The 15,619-nt window shown below is 63.7% G+C and carries 17 protein-coding genes; 13 read left to right on the top strand and 4 right to left on the bottom strand.

The genetic code is table 11. The features are described from left to right. Nucleotides 1-219: 219 nt before the first annotated feature. A complete protein-coding gene (locus P9272_RS01660; protein WP_278158365.1) occupies nucleotides 220-717 on the bottom strand; it encodes a hypothetical protein in 498 nt (165 codons plus the stop codon). 128 nt (nucleotides 718-845) lie between these two features. On the opposite strand from P9272_RS01660, the gene P9272_RS01655 reads away from it, so the two are divergent. After that, nucleotides 846-1,163 (top strand): hypothetical protein, encoded by a 318-nt coding sequence (locus tag P9272_RS01655; protein WP_278158363.1) that lies wholly within the window; start codon nucleotides 846-848, stop codon nucleotides 1,161-1,163. A gap of 243 nt (nucleotides 1,164-1,406) precedes the next feature. Here P9272_RS01655 and P9272_RS01650 read toward each other — a convergent pair whose 3' ends face one another. Continuing rightward, nucleotides 1,407-1,613 carry a hypothetical protein gene (locus tag P9272_RS01650; RefSeq protein ID WP_278158361.1) on the bottom strand — a complete coding sequence of 69 codons (207 nt, stop codon included), beginning with the start codon at nucleotides 1,611-1,613 and terminating at the stop codon, nucleotides 1,407-1,409. Between the two features lie 142 nt (nucleotides 1,614-1,755). Between P9272_RS01650 and P9272_RS01645 the strand changes: the two genes are divergently transcribed. The 3 genes from P9272_RS01645 to P9272_RS01635 all read left to right on the top strand — a co-directional run bounded on the left by P9272_RS01645 (nucleotide 1,756) and on the right by P9272_RS01635 (nucleotide 4,084). Further along, nucleotides 1,756-2,541, top strand: a complete 786-nt coding sequence (locus P9272_RS01645; protein ID WP_278158359.1) for an SDR family NAD(P)-dependent oxidoreductase — start codon at nucleotides 1,756-1,758, stop codon at nucleotides 2,539-2,541. Nucleotides 2,542-2,626: 85 nt separating this feature from the next. After that, the gene (locus P9272_RS01640) at nucleotides 2,627-3,805 is read left to right on the top strand and encodes a zinc-dependent alcohol dehydrogenase (RefSeq protein WP_278158358.1); all 1,179 of its coding nucleotides are present in this window, start codon (nucleotides 2,627-2,629) and stop codon (nucleotides 3,803-3,805) included. A gap of 39 nt (nucleotides 3,806-3,844) precedes the next feature. Next, on the top strand, nucleotides 3,845-4,084 hold the full coding sequence (locus tag P9272_RS01635) for a hypothetical protein (protein WP_278158356.1): 240 nt from the start codon (nucleotides 3,845-3,847) through the stop codon (nucleotides 4,082-4,084). Nucleotides 4,085-4,182: 98 nt separating this feature from the next. Here the strand turns inward: P9272_RS01635 and P9272_RS01630 are convergent, their stop codons facing one another. Then, nucleotides 4,183-4,455, bottom strand: coding sequence for a hypothetical protein (locus P9272_RS01630; RefSeq protein WP_278158354.1), 273 nt, complete (start codon nucleotides 4,453-4,455; stop codon nucleotides 4,183-4,185). Nucleotides 4,456-4,646: 191 nt separating this feature from the next. On the opposite strand from P9272_RS01630, the gene P9272_RS01625 reads away from it, so the two are divergent. The 9 genes from P9272_RS01625 (at nucleotide 4,647) to P9272_RS01585 (ending at nucleotide 13,847) form a co-directional block, all read left to right on the top strand. After that, nucleotides 4,647-5,753 carry an SDR family NAD(P)-dependent oxidoreductase gene (locus tag P9272_RS01625; protein WP_278158352.1) on the top strand — a complete coding sequence of 369 codons (1,107 nt, stop codon included), beginning with the start codon at nucleotides 4,647-4,649 and terminating at the stop codon, nucleotides 5,751-5,753. Next, a complete protein-coding gene (locus P9272_RS01620; protein WP_278158350.1) occupies nucleotides 5,750-6,823 on the top strand; it encodes an NAD-dependent epimerase/dehydratase family protein in 1,074 nt (357 codons plus the stop codon). The genes P9272_RS01625 and P9272_RS01620 overlap by 4 nt, the downstream gene beginning before the upstream one ends. Then, the gene (locus tag P9272_RS01615; RefSeq protein WP_278158348.1) at nucleotides 6,820-8,112 is read left to right on the top strand and encodes a TIGR04295 family B12-binding domain-containing radical SAM protein; all 1,293 of its coding nucleotides are present in this window, start codon (nucleotides 6,820-6,822) and stop codon (nucleotides 8,110-8,112) included. The genes P9272_RS01620 and P9272_RS01615 overlap by 4 nt, the downstream gene beginning before the upstream one ends. Further along, nucleotides 8,097-9,197, top strand: coding sequence for a glycosyltransferase family 4 protein (locus P9272_RS01610; RefSeq protein WP_278158346.1), 1,101 nt, complete (start codon nucleotides 8,097-8,099; stop codon nucleotides 9,195-9,197). The genes P9272_RS01615 and P9272_RS01610 overlap by 16 nt, the downstream gene beginning before the upstream one ends. A 2-nt stretch (nucleotides 9,198-9,199) precedes the next feature. Next, complete coding sequence (locus P9272_RS01605; protein WP_278158345.1) at nucleotides 9,200-10,327, top strand: glycosyltransferase; 1,128 nt, start codon at nucleotides 9,200-9,202, stop codon at nucleotides 10,325-10,327. Continuing rightward, nucleotides 10,324-11,418, top strand: a complete 1,095-nt coding sequence (locus P9272_RS01600) for a glycosyltransferase (protein WP_278158343.1) — start codon at nucleotides 10,324-10,326, stop codon at nucleotides 11,416-11,418. The genes P9272_RS01605 and P9272_RS01600 overlap by 4 nt, the downstream gene beginning before the upstream one ends. Further along, entirely contained in the window at nucleotides 11,415-12,524 is a 1,110-nt protein-coding gene (locus P9272_RS01595) for a glycosyltransferase (protein ID WP_278158341.1), read from the top strand. Before P9272_RS01600 ends, P9272_RS01595 begins: the two co-directional genes overlap by 4 nt. A gap of 23 nt (nucleotides 12,525-12,547) precedes the next feature. Continuing rightward, on the top strand, nucleotides 12,548-13,582 hold the full coding sequence (locus tag P9272_RS01590) for a UDP-glucuronic acid decarboxylase family protein (protein ID WP_278158592.1): 1,035 nt from the start codon (nucleotides 12,548-12,550) through the stop codon (nucleotides 13,580-13,582). Between the two features lie 79 nt (nucleotides 13,583-13,661). Then, nucleotides 13,662-13,847, top strand: a complete 186-nt coding sequence (locus P9272_RS01585) for a hypothetical protein (protein WP_042647245.1) — start codon at nucleotides 13,662-13,664, stop codon at nucleotides 13,845-13,847. A gap of 16 nt (nucleotides 13,848-13,863) precedes the next feature. Here the strand turns inward: P9272_RS01585 and P9272_RS01580 are convergent, their stop codons facing one another. Then, the gene (locus P9272_RS01580; protein WP_278158338.1) at nucleotides 13,864-15,537 is read right to left on the bottom strand and encodes a hypothetical protein; all 1,674 of its coding nucleotides are present in this window, start codon (nucleotides 15,535-15,537) and stop codon (nucleotides 13,864-13,866) included. Between the last annotated feature and the right edge of the window lie 82 nt (nucleotides 15,538-15,619).

Genomic DNA, 15,619 nt, shown 5'->3' with positions numbered 1-15,619 from the left:
TTTGCTTGGGAGCTGTTTCGAGGTCTCCCACAGGATTTGGACCGGCCTGGTTCAAACCCGGCTCCCGGTGAAGTTCGATCACGTCGGGGTGGGACAAGGCTGCGCGAGCATCAAGCAGACGAAGGAACTCGGGCCTCAGCCCGTCGCCCCTTGCGGCGGCCATCGCGTGCAGCGACATAAAGGGATTCATCGTTGCGTGTTTCACGGGCTTGGGCTCCATCACATTGCGGCGGCTGCCTTTTCCCGCCTTGCCTCATCGAAATCGACGGACAGAACGACCTCGCCGTCGCCGCCACGAACCCGAACCGCCCAGCCGTCCTGGAGAGGTCCGGTAGCCGCATCGCCGAGCAGGTCGATCGCCGACCGCAACGCTTCATCATGAACAGCTTCCAGGTTGGGCAATTCCACGCCTTCGAGCCGCCTCATACTGCCACCCTCGCGGTATTCGAATGTGTAGGGACCCTCGCTCGCATCGCTTTGCCGCTCGATGTCGGGCCGGCCGCCATCTACTTTCCCCTGCGGGCGGTCTTGTGCAGGCAGGCCGCCGAAAGCCGCGCACTGAACCATCAACTCCTTGGCGCGATCAACAAGGGCGCTGTGGTCAAGCAACGGGTTGGACACGACCATTGTGACAGCGATGTTTTCGCCGCCCTCGCCGACAAATTCGACCGTCACAGTTCCGGGGTTGGCATGTATCGCCGTGTCGAGAACTTGCATTCCTGCCTCTTTCTCTTGGTGTCGAGAATACAAAGCTGCCCTGGTCCGGAAAGTTCCCTCCGGGTTTCAAGAAGGCGCGGTTGGAACAGCGGGGCCAGATGCAGGTTTGGGGACAAAGGAGGCGCTGAATGTCACCTGACGAACGCACACCAGCTGAGGCCCGCGGCAAAATCCAGGCCGGCAGGACGCAAGACAAGACCCCGGGGTTCGACCCGGCGGCAGCACCACAGGAAGCGGACGCCGAGGCGGGCAACGCTCCGACTTCCGCTGCGCCGGCTGCGACGCACAAACCGAACTTCACCAACCAGGCGAGCTTTGCCAACGCGATGCGACCGCCAGAGAACGCGCCAGACCTTGAGCCGCACAGGAACGGGCCAGTCCTGGTCGTCGTGGCGCTGGTTGTCCTGGCCGCGGTCGCCTTTCTGTTCGCCGCGACCTTCCGCTAGGCATGGAAGGAACATCATTCGCCGTCCCAGGTTTGATAGCCAAGGAGGTTATTGCGATGCCAAGCTTGAGAAGTTTGTTTCGTCATCTGTGGCGCTGGAAAGCACAGGCTACGACGTACCCCTCCCCGGTCGACGCCATTGTGCGGGTGCTGCGCGAAGCCGAAAAGCAGCACGGATCTCGGCGTTCGGAATAACAAAGAATCTTAACGGGTAGTGCTCCGGAGCATCGAGCGATTGCCGGAGTCACTTCTCGTCAAAGATATGCTCGTGGATGATGCCGAGGATCTGCAGCTTCACCGTTTCCCGCGCTTCGGGCTTCACGAAGGGCATCAGCAGATCGACCGTCTCCTCCACCCGTCGCGGCAGGTCGGCGCTCGGGTCGCTCAGATAGCTGCCATGGGCATAGAGGTTTTCGGTCAGCTTCTTGTTCAGGTCGGAAAAGAGTCCCATGGCCATTGCTCCTTGCTGATCAACAGCCGGAGCGCCCACGCGGTTCCCTCGGCCAAAGGCATTGCAGTTTCGGCGTGCTGAAATCCTCCGAAGGAACATCCGGTTGCACCGAATGTTCGGCCGAACCACTCAGGAGGATCGAATGGGAAACGGGAAACTGGCGGTCGTCACCGGTGCCTCGAGCGGCATCGGCAAGGAGCTCGCGAAACTCTGCGCCAAGGACGGCTACGACCTGGTCATCGTCGCCGATGAGCCGGCCATCGAGCAGGCGGCGGAGGCGCTCCGATCGCGCGGCGTCTCGGTCGACGCGGTGGAGGCCGACCTTGCAAGCGAGGACGGCGCCGACAAATTGGTCGCCGAGATCGGCGATCGCGACATCGATCTTCTGCTCCTCAATGCCGGACGTGGTTTGGGGAGAGGCTTTATCGAGCAGGACTGGAAAGAGGCACGCCGTGTCATCGACACCAACATCACCGGCACGGTCTATTTGGCCCATCGGCTCGGCCGCAAGATGGTCGGACGCGGTCGCGGCCGGATCCTGTTCACAGGCTCGATCGCCGGCTTCACGCCAGGCACGTTCCAGGCGGTCTATAACGGCACCAAGGCCTTCATCGATTCCTTCGCCATCGCGCTGCGCCACGAGCTGAAGGACAGCGGCGTGAGCGTCACCGTGCTGATGCCGGGCGCCACGCAGACGCGCTTCTTCGAGCGCGCCCGCATGATGGATACCGAAATCGGGGTGCAAGAGAAGGACAATCCCGCCGATGTGGCCAGGAACGGCTACGACGCCTTGATGGCCGGCGAGGAGCAGGTGGTCAGCGGCTGGAAGAACAAGATGCAAGCCGCCGCGGCCCATGTCACACCGGCGGGCACGCTGGCCGAACAGTACCGCAACATGGCCGAACCGGGTTCGGCGAAGAATGGCTGAAACGCGGGCGGTGATCCGGGAACATTCCCGCCCAGCCCCAGTTCGGCTCCTAACCGCTAAGCATCCACGACCCAAGGAACAACCGATGAAAGCCCTGACCTGGCATGGCAAAGGCGACATTCGTTGCGACCAGGTCGCCGACCCGGCGATCGAGAACGATCGCGACATCCTCATCAAGGTCACGTGCTGCGCCATATGCGGCTCGGACCTGCATCTGATGGACGGCTACATGCCGACGATGAAATCGGGCGACGTGCTGGGCCACGAGACCATGGGCGAAGTGGTGGAAGTCGGCCGCGCTCACACGAAGTTCAAGAAGGGCGATCGCGTCGTGGTCCCCTTCAACATCTCGTGCGGCGAGTGCTGGTTCTGCCAGAACGGCCTGTTCTCGCTCTGCGACCGCTCGAACCCCAACGCCGAGCAGGCCGCCAAGGTGATGGGCCAGTCGCCCGCGGGCCTGTTCGGCTATTCGCATCTGGTCGGCGGCTACTGGGGAGGACAGGCCGAGTATCTGCGCGTGCCCTTTGCCGATGTCGGCCCAATCAAGGTGCCCGACGTCATGGATGACGAGCAGGTGCTGTTCCTGTCCGATATCTTCCCCACCGGCTACATGGCGGCCGAGAACGCCGGTATCCAGGAAGGCGACACTGTCGCCATCTGGGGCTGCGGGCCGGTCGGGCAGTTCGCCATCCAGAGCGCCTGGATGCTCGGCGCGGGCCGCGTCATCGCAATCGACAAGGTGCCGGAACGGCTCGCCATGGCGCGCGACTTCGGCAAGGCGGAGACCCTCGATTTCAGCAATTCCGATATTTACGATGCCCTCATGGCCATGACCGGCGGTCGCGGCCCTGACAGTTGCATAGACTGCGTCGGCACGGAAGCCGATGCCACCGCAACGTCCGATTCCATGCTCGATAAGGCCAAGGCCACCGTCTATCTCGGCACCGACCGGCCGCATGTGCTGCGCGAGGCGATCTATTGCTGCCGCAAGGGCGGCACGATCTCGGTGCCCGGCGTATATATCGGCTTGGTGGATCACATTCCCTTTGGTGCGGCTATGAACAAGGGCCTGACATTCCGCATGGGGCAGACCCATACGCAACGCTATCTCGAGCCGCTGCTGCAGAAGGTGCTGAGCGGCGATATCGACCCGACTTTTGTGATCACCCACCGCGCCGGTCTGGAGGAAGGACCGGATCTCTACAAGACATTCCGCGACAAGCAGGACGGCTGCATCAAAGTGGTGATGCGCCCACACGATTGATAGCCGACAGCGAACGGCTGAACGAGGAAGGGTTCGGAAATGGCTGAACCGAAAGACCTGTCCAAGCCCGCGGTGAAGTCGCCCGATCCTGGGGGGCTTCCGCATCCAAATCGCGATGCGCAGGACCGCGATGCGGTCGCGAGACCGACTGCTCCAAAGACCTCAGGCGCACGGGAGCCCTCGACCTCGCCGCTCGACAATGCTGTTGCAAACCGCAACGCCGGCCGGCGACGCCAGACCGGGCCGACACCCAGGCCGACGGACAAGCCGCTCGATTGAGCGGCACGAACAAATTTGGCAGCCTGACCGCCTGCCGCGGCGCCGTTGCAGGGCCTCCTCTCGCTCCAACGGCGCCATGACGCCAGCTTCTCGAGCCACTAGTCCTTCTGGCTGCGCTCGACGAATTTGTTGAAGCGGCTCGTTTCGCCGCCGCCGGCTTCATCCTGATGCAGGAAGGCGAGATCGTTCTCGTCGAAGATGCGGAAGAATTCGTCCCACTCGATCGGCTCCAGCGTGTCTTCGGGCTCGCCGAAATCGATGCGCAGAATGCCGCCCTTGCCTTTAGTGCGAACGACGGCCGGCTGGCCATCGCGTTCTTCCACCCACTTCCGGATCTCGTCGTGATTGGTGGTCGTCTTGGCCTCTGACATGGATTTCCCTTTCTCGCAGCGGGCACCGTTCAGCGGTCCTAACAGCAGCCAAAGGGCAATGTTCCAGCGGCGCCTCGTCGGTCTTCGCGGGCGTCGCAGTTCTGCGCTGCTTGGAACTTTGTTGAAGCAAGGGAACAAACCTTTTGCCGCACAGTTCGGGGCGCCGAAACCAAATCCGGAAGGGAGATGCCGTGAAACGCGTATTGATTACGGGAGGATGCGGGTTCATCGGCGGCCACGTCGCCCAGGAGCTCGCCGACCATGGTTATCGGGTGCGCCTGCTCGATGCGCTTGTCGACCAGGTGCATGGCGACGAAGCCATCAATCTTCCGACCGGAGCCGAGCTGATCAAGGGCGACGTGCGCGATCGCGATGCGGTCGCCGAGGCGGTTGCTGATGTCGAGGCGGTCATCCATCTGGCGGCCGAAGTCGGCGTCGGCCAGTCCATGTACGAGATCGCCCGCTATGTCGGCACCAACGATCTCGGCACGGCGGTGCTGCTCGAGGCCCTCATAAAGCATCCGGTCGAACGGATTGTCGTGGCATCCTCCATGAGCATCTACGGTGAAGGCCTTTACCGGACTCCGGACGGCGAGCGGATCGACAATGCGCGACGCAAGCCCACTGATATCAAGGACGGCCTGTGGGATCTCAGGTCGGCATCGGGTGAAGCCCTGTCGCCAATTCCCACCGACGAGGAGAAACGGCCGGATCTCGCCTCGATCTACGCATTGACCAAATACGCGCAGGAGCGCGCCGTGCTGATCTTCGGCCAGGCCTACGGCATCGATGCGGTGGCGTTGCGCCTCTTCAACGTCTTCGGCGCAGGACAGGCGCTCTCCAATCCCTATACAGGCGTTCTCGCCAACTTCGCTTCACGGCTTGCCAGCGGCAAGCGGCCGACGATCTTCGAGGACGGCGAGCAGAAGCGCGACTTCGTACATGTGAGCGACGTCGCCACCGCGTTCCGGCTGGCGCTTGAGCAACGCCAGGCGGCCGGGCATGCCATCAACATCGGCAGCGGCCACGCCTACTCTATCAGCGAAGTGGCCCGTCTTCTTGCCAAGGCGATGGGCATCCCCAAGCGCCCGCCCGAAATCCTCGACAAGGCGCGCTCCGGCGACATCCGCAATTGCTTCGCCGACATTGCCAAGGCGCGCGAGCTGCTCGGCTTCGAGCCTAAGCATCGTCTGGAAAATTCGCTCGGCGAATTCGCCGCCTGGGTTCGCAACAGCGTCGTCATCGACCGGGGCGCCGACATGAGGCGCGAGCTGGAAGAGCGGGGATTGGTCTCATGACCAGAACGCACCGCCACGCCCGAAAGGCGCCGGTGGCCGTTATCGGCGGCAGCGGCTTCATCGGCTCCAATCTCGCCGACAACCTGCTTTCCGATGGAGAGACAGTGCTTGTAGTCGACAATCTCAGCCGTCCAGGCGTCGAGCAGAATCTCGACTGGCTGGCGCAAAAACATGGCCAGCGGCTGATCGTCGAAATCGTCGACATTCGCGATCTGAGCGCGCTGGCGACAGCACTGGCGCCGGCGAAGGCGATTTTTCACCTCGCCGCTCAAACAGCCGTGACGACCAGCCTGACCGATCCTGCTGAAGACTTCGACATCAACCTCAAGGGCACGTTCAACGTGCTTGAGGTGGCCCGCGACAGCGGAACTCCCGTGGTCTTCGCCAGCACCAACAAAGTCTATGGCAGCCTGCCGCAGATCACGGTGCGCCAATCCGGCGATCACTGTGAACCACTCGACGAAGAGGTGCGGACGAGCGGCGTCGATGAGAAGGTCGGCCTCGATTTCTGTACGCCCTATGGCTGCTCGAAAGGCGCGGCCGACCAGTATGTGCTCGACTATTCCAAATCCTATGGGCTGCCGACAGCGGTGCTGCGCATGAGCTGCATCTACGGGCCGCGCCAGTTCGGCACCGAGGACCAGGGCTGGGTTGCGCATTTTCTTCTCAGCGCGCTGTCGGGCCAGCCGATTACCATTTACGGCGACGGCAGGCAGGTGCGCGACATCCTGCATGTGTCCGATGCGGTTGCCGCCTATCGCGGCGTGCTCGCCAGGATCGAGGATCTCAAGGGCCAGGCGTTCAATCTGGGCGGCGGCCCGCGCAACGCAGTCAGCCTGCGCGTGCTGCTGGCGGAGATCGCCGATATGACCGGCAGCGACATCGCGATCCGCCACGACCGCGAGCGCGTCGGGGATCAGCCCTTCTTCGTCGCCGACACGCGAAAGCTGCAAGCCGCGATCGGCTGGCAGGCGCATGTACCATGGCGCGAAGGCGTCTGCGATCTTGCCAGCTGGCTGCTGCGGTATCGGCTCCAATCGCGCCCAGAAGCCACGAGGTACGTCGCATGAAGGTAGCCCTGGTCAATCCTTGTTGGACATACGAGCACAGCATCTATTTCGGCTGCCGCCAGCCGCATCTGCCGCTGGAGCTCGGCTATTCGAAGGCAATGCTGGACTCCGAAGGACACCACGTCCTGATGCTGGACGGACAACTTCAGGGCCTCGATAACGCGGCGCTCGCTGAGCATGTGGCGGCGTTCGCGCCAGACATGACCGTCGTGACCACCGCGCCGACCTATCTGTTCTGGCGCTGCGCGCCGCCGGAGCTGCGTGTTCCCAGAGAATTCCTCAACCATCTCGCTGGGCGCGGTGGACGCACCGTGGCGGTCGGACCGCACGGCTCGGCGACGCCGGCCCCGACCTTGCGCAAGCTCGGCGTCGATGTGGTCGTGCGCGGCGAATGCGAGGAGGTCGTGGCAGCGCTTGCACGGAAAAGCGACTGGAGCAAGGTTGCGCACACGGCCCGCCTCCAAAGCGACGGTCTGGCTTGCAACGGCGGCGTTCATGCCAGTCCTTTCGTCGATCATCCGGCACTCACCTGGCCGTCCGACTGGATCGCGACGCATAGCCATCACCACCACAGGTTCGATGCCGTCCAGAAGGGCGCCGGCGCCGAGGTCGAGGCCTCGCGCGGCTGCCCCTACAATTGCAGCTTCTGCGCCAAGATCGATTTTCGCGATGCCTACCGGCGCCGGAAGCACGACGCCATCGTGGCCGAGATCGATGGACTGATCGCGCAAGGGGTCGGCTACATCTATTTCATCGACGAGATCTTCCTGCCCCAGAAGGCGCTGCTGGAAGCGCTGGTCGACCGCGACGTCCAATTCGGCGTCCAGACGCGCATCGACCTCTGGAAGCCGGAACTGCTCGAGCTGCTCGGCGCTGCCGGCTGCGTCTCGATCGAAGCCGGTCTCGAAAGCCTTACCGTCGAGGGTCGGGCGATGCTGGCCAAGCGCTGCCGGCTGGACACCGAGGATCTCGCCGCGCTTCTCATCGACGCCCGCCGCAACGTGCCTTTCGTCCAGGCCAATCTGATCGGCGTCGTCGAGGACGATCCGGCGCTGGTGGACTATTGGCGCAAGCACCTCATCGATCACGGCGTCTGGGCGAACGAACCCGTGCCGCTATATCCCTATCCGAGCTCTCCCAGCTACCGCGAACTCTGGGGCGAACCCGACGATGTCGCCTGGGAGCGCGCGCATGAGCACTACCTCGCCTCCTTCCGATCCTTCAGCGACATCCAGGACCAGCGTCCGCATGCTCTGGCTGAATTGGAGTCCTCATGCTGCAATCACTGATCCATCGTCCTCGGCGCATCCTGATGACGACCGACGCCGTCGGGGGAGTGTGGCGCTATTGTCTCGACCTGGCGCGCGAACTGGCGGCGGGCGGCGACAGCATCGTGCTTGCCGGACTGGGGCCGGAACCTTCTCCGGAGCAGGCGCGTGAGGCGCGGTCTTTCGCCACTCTGGTTTGGCTGAAAAGCCCGCCGGACTGGATGACGCGCGATGAAAAAGATCTCGACCGCCTGCCGGGCGAATTGCAAAGCCTTGCCAAGGCCTATGCGATCGACCTCGTCCATCTCAATGCGCCGGCGCAAGCGGCCAGGCTCCATCTCGAATGTCCCATCGTGGCCGTCTCGCATTCATGCGTGGCGACATGGCTGCACGCGGTTCGTGGCCAGGTCCCGGCGGATGCCTGGTCCTGGCAGCGAGATCGCAACAGGGCCGGATTCGATCGCGCCGACGTCGTTGTCGCTCCGAGCCGGAGCCATGCCGAGATGCTCCAAGCCTGCTACGGCGCGATCGCGGGGTTGGGCGTTGTCCATAATGGCGCCTTGCCCGGCCCGAGGCCGGGGCGGCGCGAGCCTTTCGTCTTCGCCGCGGCGCGCTGGTGGGACGAGGGCAAGAATGGAGCATTGCTCGATGCTGCCGCCGCGCTCTGCGACTGGCCCGTTCAGGTCGCCGGTCCGCTGGCCGGCCCCGACGGACAGCGCGCCCGTTGCGACCACTGCGTCTCTCTCGGGCCGATGGATCACGGTAAAGTCCGCCGGCTGATGAGGCGGTCCGGCATCTTCGTTTCGCCTTCCATCTACGAGCCTTTCGGGCTGGCCGCCCTGGAAGCCGCGCTCTCGGCCACGCCGCTGGTGCTCGCCGATATCGCGACCTACCGCGAGATCTGGAATGGCGCGGCCACGTTCTTCAATCCGCGTGATTCAGATGCGCTGGCCGGCTGCATCGAGAGCCTGTCCCGCGACGTAAGCTTGCGGCGCAGGCTCGGCAGGCGCGCCGCGCGACAGGCACGCAGATTCTCGCTGGGCAAGCAGGTGAGAATGATGCGCGACATCTACAACAGGGCGGCCCTGACCGCGGCGGGGCGTTGACCATGCGTTTTCTGTTCTACACCCATTCGGCGGTTTCCGACTGGAACCACGGCAACGCGCATTTCCAGCGCGGCATCATGCGCGAGCTTGCCGCGCGCGGCCATGAGGTGGTCGCGCTCGAGCCCACCGACGGCTGGAGCCGATCGAACCTGCTCGCCCAGCAAGGTCCCTTCGCCGTCGAGCGCTTCCGCAAGGACTTTCCGGAACTGATGGCGGTGACCTATGGTCCCGCCTTCGAGCACGAGGCGTGGCTTGCCGGCGCGGATATCGTGATCGTCCACGAATGGACGGAGAAAGATCTTGTCGCGCGCATCGGGCAGGCGCGAGCCTACTGCAATTTCACGCTGCTGTTCCATGACACCCATCACCGCGCCGTATCGGCGACGCAGGCGATCGCGGCGCTTCAGCTCGATCATTATGACGGGGTGCTGGTCTTCGGCGAAGTGCTGCGGGAGAGCTATCTTCGCGCCGGCTGGGGTAAACGCGTCTTCACCTGGCATGAGGCGGCTGACGACCGGCTGTTCAAGCCCTGTCCGGAAATCGACCCCGTCTCCGACCTCGTCTGGATCGGCAATTGGGGCGACGACGAACGCAGCGCCGAGATCGCCGAGTTCCTGATCCAGCCGGCAAGCGCGCTTAGATTGTCGGGAACCGTTCACGGCGTGCGCTATCCGCCCGATGCGCTGACGGCCCTCGCAGATACCGGCCTGCGCTATGAAGGTTGGATCGCCAATGCGGATGTGCCGAAGGCCTTCGCGCGGCACCGCGTCACCATGCACATCCCGCGCAGGCCCTACCGGGAGAGTCTGCCTGGCATTCCGACAATTCGCATGTTCGAGGCACTGGCCTGCGGGATTCCGCTTGTGTCCGCGCCATGGTCGGATGTCGAAGGGCTGTTCCGCGCCGGAACGGATTTCCTCTTCGCCCGAAACGGCGCCGAGATGAGAGGCCACCTTCACGACGTGCTGAACGATAGCCAGCTTGCGCAAGCACTGGCCGCATCGGGCCTGGAGACCATCCTTGCGCGGCACACATGCCGGCACCGCGCCGACGAATTGTTCGCCATCCTCGCCGCATGCGGCAATCGCGACGCGACCGAAATCAAACCTGCAACGGAGGCCGCCGCATGAAGATCGCCTTTTACGGATCGAGCCTGCTGTCGTCCTACTGGAACGGCGCGGCCACCTATTACCGGGGCCTACTCAAGGCACTGTCGCAGCGTGGCTATGACATCGTCTTCTATGAGCCCGACGTCTACGAGAGGCAGAAGCATCGCGACATCGAGGCGCCGGACTGGTGCAGCGTCGTGGTCTACGAGCCGACCCCGCACGCGGTGATGAAAGTTGCATCGCGCGCCGCGCGGGCAGACGTCGTGGTCAAGGCAAGCGGCGTGGGCTTCGAAGACGATGCGCTGCTGCAAGCGGTTCTCGACAATGCCCGCCCAGACGCGCTGACCGTCTTCTGGGATGTCGACGCGCCGGCGACCCTAAGCGAGTTGCGCAACGATGCCGAACACCCGTTGCATGAGGCATTGAAGAGGATCGGCATCGTGCTGACCTACGGCGGCGGCGACCCGGTCGTCTGGGAGTATCGGGCGCTTGGCGCAGCGGAGTGCGTGCCGATCTACAACGCGCTCGATCCTGAGACGCATCATCCGCTCGCCGCCAATCCGCGCTTTGCCTGCGACCTGGCTTTCCTCGGCAATCGGCTGCCGGATCGCGAGGCGCGGGTCGACGCTTTCTTCCTCGACCCGGCCCGTAGGCTCGGCCACCAGCGCTTCCTGCTTGGCGGCTCCGGCTGGGACGACAAGCCCTTGCCGGCGAACGTCTCGTGGCTGGGGCATGTCGGCACGCGTGATCACAACGCCTTCAACGTCACGCCAAAGGCCGTGCTCAACATCAGCCGCGACAGCATGGCGGCGAACGGCTTTTCGCCCGCGACCCGCGTCTTCGAGGCGGCGGGGGCCGGCGCGTGCCTCCTCACCGACGCCTGGCTCGGCATCGAGTTGTTCCTGACCCCTGGGGAAGAGATTCTGGTCGCCCGCGACGGCGCCGATGTCGCCGAGATCATGCGCACGCTGACGCCGGAACGGGCGCAGGCGGTCGGCGCCGCAGCGCTGCGGCGCGTTCTGGCGGAGCATACCTACACACTGAGGGCCGAGCTGGTGGACGACATCTTCAAGGCGCATTTCGAGCGCCGCTCCATGGAGGCTGCCGAATGACGAGACCGCTCGACATCGTTTTCCTTGGCCTTTCCCTGTCTTCGTCCTGGGGCAACGGCCATGCGACGACTTTCAGGGGGCTGCTTGGCGCGCTCAACGATCTCGGCCATCGCGTCACGTTCCTGGAGCGCGACGTACCCTGGTACGCGCATCACCGGGACTTGCGCGCTCCCGATTTCTGCGACTTGCGCTACTACGAGACGATCTCGGAGCTGCGCCGCAACAACCGGCGGGAGTTGGAGCGGGCCGACGCGGTGGTGATGGGCTCCTTCGTGCCGGAAGGCAGGGCAATCATCGACGATCTTGCTTCGCTGTGCACGGGACAGTTCTGCTTTTACGACATCGACACGCCGGTGACGCTGGCGCGGGTGGCCGAGGACGATTGCGACTATCTTGCCCGCCGGCAGATTCCCTATTTCGACGTCTACTTCTCCTTCACCGGCGGACCTACCCTGGAGAGGCTGAGGTCCGAGTTCGGCGCGCGCCGGGCGGAGGCGCTCTACTGCTCCGTCGATCCAACGCGACATCGTCGCACCAGACACGCCATCGAATGGGACCTTGGCTATCTTGGCACTTATAGCGCGGACCGGCAGCCCTCATTGGAAGCGCTGCTTCTGGAACCTGCGCGGCGCCTGCCGGACCGCCGCTTCGTCGTAGCCGGCTCGCAATATCCCTCCGACATCGCCTGGCCGGACAATGTGGAGCGGATCGAGCACCTGCCGCCCGGTGAACATGCTGCCTTCTACAGTCGGCAGCGTTACACGCTGAACCTTACGCGGGCGTCGATGATCGCAGCAGGATGGTCGCCCAGCGTGCGGCTCTTCGAGGCCGCTGCCTGCGGTACGCCGATCATAAGCGACCGCTGGCCTGGACTCGACGATTTCTTCCCGGGACCGGCGGTCGAGACGGCGGCCAATGCCGCAGATGTCGAGGAGATCCTCAGCGCCAAATCCGAGCGGGCAAGGCTCGACATGGCCAGACTGGCTCGCGAGGCGGTGCTTTCAAGACATACGGCCATGGCAAGGGCACGTGAATTCGTTTCGGCGCTGACGCCGTCTGTCGACGCCCGACCGGCGGTCGATCTGGACGTCGAAAGTGCAGCATGAGCGGCAGACAGGAGACCATCGAGATGCGGCGATCAAAAAGGGCTGAACAAACACGGACGGCGCTTGTTGCCGGCGGTGCCGGTTTCCTCGGTTCGCATTTGTGCGAGGCGCTGCTGTATGACGGGTATCGCGTGATCTGCGTCGACAATTTCCTCACCGGCAGAATGGAGAATATCGGTTCGTTGGTTGGCCAGGCGCGCTTTCGGCTCATCGAGCAGGACGTTTGCACCCCGCTGGAACTCGGTGAACCTGTCGATCGCGTTTTCAATCTGGCCTGCGCGGCTTCGCCGCCTCGCTATCAAGCCGACCCGATCCACACAACGCGCACCTGCGTCATCGGGACGCTCAATCTTTTGGAGCTCGCCGCCGGCAACGGCGCCCGCTTCCTGCAGGCGTCGACAAGCGAAATCTATGGCGATCCAGAACAGCATCCGCAGCGCGAGGACTATGTCGGCCACGTGAACTGCACCGGACCGCGAGCCTGTTACGACGAGGGCAAACGCGCGGCCGAAACACTCTGCTTCGATTATCTGCGTGCAGAGATGGCCGATATTCGCGTGGCCCGCATCTTCAATACTTATGGGCCCAGGATGGACCCCGCCGACGGCCGTATCGTCTCCAACCTGGTCATGCAAGCAATCGAGAAGCGGCCGCTGACGATCTTCGGCGACGGCCGGCAGACCCGCTCCTTCTGCTATGTCACCGATATGGTCGAGGGTTTGCGCCGCCTGATAGATGTCGATTCCAATCCACGCCAGCCGGTCAATCTGGGTAATCCCGGGGAGTTTTCGATCCTCGAACTGACAAGACTGGTGTGCGAACTGACAGGCACCGGATCGCCGGTGAAATTCCTGCCTCTGCCTGAGGACGATCCGCGCCGGCGGCGCCCCGACATAGGCCGCGCAAAGGCGCTTCTCGGCTGGTCGCCCGAGGTGCCTCTCAGGCAGGGCCTGCTGCAGACGATCGTCTACTTTTCAGGCATGGATGATCTGGCGATCGCGCCCGTCGCTGCAATCGACAGAGCGGCTGGGGGAAAGCTGCAGAACCTGCAGCTTTGAAGCAGCGGCATCTTTTCACCATTGCGGAACAACCGCCCGACATTGCGGTTGGGCATGACAACCGCGACGGAGGAAAACTGTGCAGCCGAAGCGACCAGTCAAGGACATAGAGCAGATGGCGGCGGCGGAAACCGCCGCGTTCCTGCGAAGAGCTTCCATCACTTATCTCGAGTGTTGCGTCAGCCTGATGATGACGCATCTGCGACGGGAGGAAGTGGCAAGCATACTTGAGCAGGAAGCCGACATGCTGCGCAGGCTCGACTGACCTGCGGGCTTGGCCTTCAACAGCCCAGAAGCCTAACAAGTCCGGCTTTGTAACGTTCGACTATCCGCGTCGCACGCGCCCGGTCTTGGTCGTCGGCCGAATGCCCTGCAATCCTCCAGAGGCCAAGCTGAAACGCGAGATAGCAAGGCTCGAAATAGTCGACCAGGGCCCTGTCGATCGATGTCGCCTGCTCGATGCAGCCGACCAGCGTCGAAACCTCGGCGGCGGACAGGTCGTGTTCGGCCCGCGCGCCGGCGATGTCCCATTCTATGTCCTGACAGCCGATAAGATCGTGCGATCGGCAATGATCGACCGCATCCGTCTTGAGCAAAGTTCCGTCCGGGCGGACCAGGAACTCCCAAGCGTGCATTCGTCCGTCGACTTCCACCCTCCGCCCCGAATGCAATAACGGCCGGCAGACAAACCAACTCTGCAGCGCGCGCGCGAACCTCTCCCCCAGCGCTTCCTCGCAGTTCTGCACCGCCATGCGTGCGAGCTGGTTCAGCGACGCGCCTGGCTCGGCGGTCTGCAGCCTGGCGGCGCGCCAGCCGAGGTAGCGCCCAAGCCATTCGATCAGCAGATCCCTTGCCAGGCCTTCCCGGTCCAGCCTGTCGGCATCGATCCAGCGCTCGACCAGGAAGCCGTGGCAGAGTCCGATCGGCTGAGCGCCAAAGCCCGCTTCGTGCAGTGCCTTGGCCGTACGCAGCTTGCGATCTCCGCTTTCGCCGAAGCCTGCGAACTTGATCAGCCAGCGCTCGCCACCGGCCGAAGCCATGAATTTGCGCCGCTCGAATGCCGGAAATGCAGGTGGCCAGGCACCTGTCGGCACAGAAAGACATTGGCGCCATGCGCCGCCGGAAATTTCATGAAGTTCAACATCGGCCTCGCCGAGCAAACATCCTAGCCAGTCCCGCGGCCCGGGGGCGACCGCGCCATCGAAGACATCTTCGAAGTCGGCGACATGGCTTTGGCACTGCGACAAGGCAGCGACGGTCTCGGCAGCAGCTTGCGCCCCCGGCCCGCCATGGTGGCTCGGGAACAGATGAATGCGCTCCTGATCGATGCCGTGCCGGCACAGCCATGCAATGACGGCATGAAATGAGCTGCCGGAGAGGCCCGGACCTTCATCGACGATAGCAAATTTGACTTCCGGTCTGTCGCGCCAAGAGTCGAGGAGTTCGGGCGCGGCGCTTATATGCCGTGAAAACGGATGGCCGATCGGCCGCACGCTGATAGGCGGCGGCGCATGCAGGGCGGCGGCGACCATCGCCGCAAGGCCGAGACCGATGCTGCGGATGCCGATGACGCACGTGTTTGCGTCGAGACCGGACTGCAGCGCCGCAAGCAGATAGGTTTCCGGGTAGAGGGCGTACAGCGCGTAGCCTTCGGCCGGTCCGGTGGTTATTGTGCCGGCGCAGTCTGTGGCGCCAAGTTTTGCAAGCAGCGACGCAGCGGGCGATCCGCTTCGGGCAAATCCTTGTTGCCAGGACCGCAGCACTTCCTGCGACAACTCGACGAGAATTTCCGAACCCAGCTTCTGCATCGACGAACCGCTGTCGATGCCTTTGATGTCGAATTCCCCATCGGCAAGGCCCTGGAAGAGTTCAGAGGCGGCGACGAAAAGACCGACCAGAGCAGCGTGGCGCTCGATGCCGGCAGGCAGATCGCCAATCGCTCCAGCCGCGGCCAAGACAGCTTCCCTGAGCTGCTCTGCGCTATGCGTTCGCTTGTGGTCGCCGAAGACGATCATACGGCTCCTGCCCCTATCTGGC

Origin of the sequence: Mesorhizobium sp. WSM4976 (assembly GCF_029625685.1) — a bacterium.
In the GTDB taxonomy this organism is placed as follows: domain Bacteria; phylum Pseudomonadota; class Alphaproteobacteria; order Rhizobiales; family Rhizobiaceae; genus Mesorhizobium.
The sequence above is the reverse complement of the archived record's forward strand: the minus strand, read 5'-3'. Positions and strand labels throughout refer to the sequence as shown.

Coding starts and splice junctions, on each gene's coding strand:
- P9272_RS01660 (WP_278158365.1), bottom strand. CDS start 717: ATGCAAGTTCTCGACACGGCGATACATGCCAACCCCGGAACTGTGACG.
- P9272_RS01655 (WP_278158363.1), top strand. CDS start 846: ATGTCACCTGACGAACGCACACCAGCTGAGGCCCGCGGCAAAATCCAG.
- P9272_RS01650 (WP_278158361.1), bottom strand. CDS start 1,613: ATGGGACTCTTTTCCGACCTGAACAAGAAGCTGACCGAAAACCTCTAT.
- P9272_RS01645 (WP_278158359.1), top strand. CDS start 1,756: ATGGGAAACGGGAAACTGGCGGTCGTCACCGGTGCCTCGAGCGGCATC.
- P9272_RS01640 (WP_278158358.1), top strand. CDS start 2,627: ATGAAAGCCCTGACCTGGCATGGCAAAGGCGACATTCGTTGCGACCAG.
- P9272_RS01635 (WP_278158356.1), top strand. CDS start 3,845: ATGGCTGAACCGAAAGACCTGTCCAAGCCCGCGGTGAAGTCGCCCGAT.
- P9272_RS01630 (WP_278158354.1), bottom strand. CDS start 4,455: ATGTCAGAGGCCAAGACGACCACCAATCACGACGAGATCCGGAAGTGG.
- P9272_RS01620 (WP_278158350.1), top strand. CDS start 5,750: ATGACCAGAACGCACCGCCACGCCCGAAAGGCGCCGGTGGCCGTTATC.
- P9272_RS01615 (WP_278158348.1), top strand. CDS start 6,820: ATGAAGGTAGCCCTGGTCAATCCTTGTTGGACATACGAGCACAGCATC.
- P9272_RS01610 (WP_278158346.1), top strand. CDS start 8,097: ATGCTGCAATCACTGATCCATCGTCCTCGGCGCATCCTGATGACGACC.
- P9272_RS01605 (WP_278158345.1), top strand. CDS start 9,200: ATGCGTTTTCTGTTCTACACCCATTCGGCGGTTTCCGACTGGAACCAC.
- P9272_RS01600 (WP_278158343.1), top strand. CDS start 10,324: ATGAAGATCGCCTTTTACGGATCGAGCCTGCTGTCGTCCTACTGGAAC.
- P9272_RS01595 (WP_278158341.1), top strand. CDS start 11,415: ATGACGAGACCGCTCGACATCGTTTTCCTTGGCCTTTCCCTGTCTTCG.
- P9272_RS01590 (WP_278158592.1), top strand. CDS start 12,548: ATGCGGCGATCAAAAAGGGCTGAACAAACACGGACGGCGCTTGTTGCC.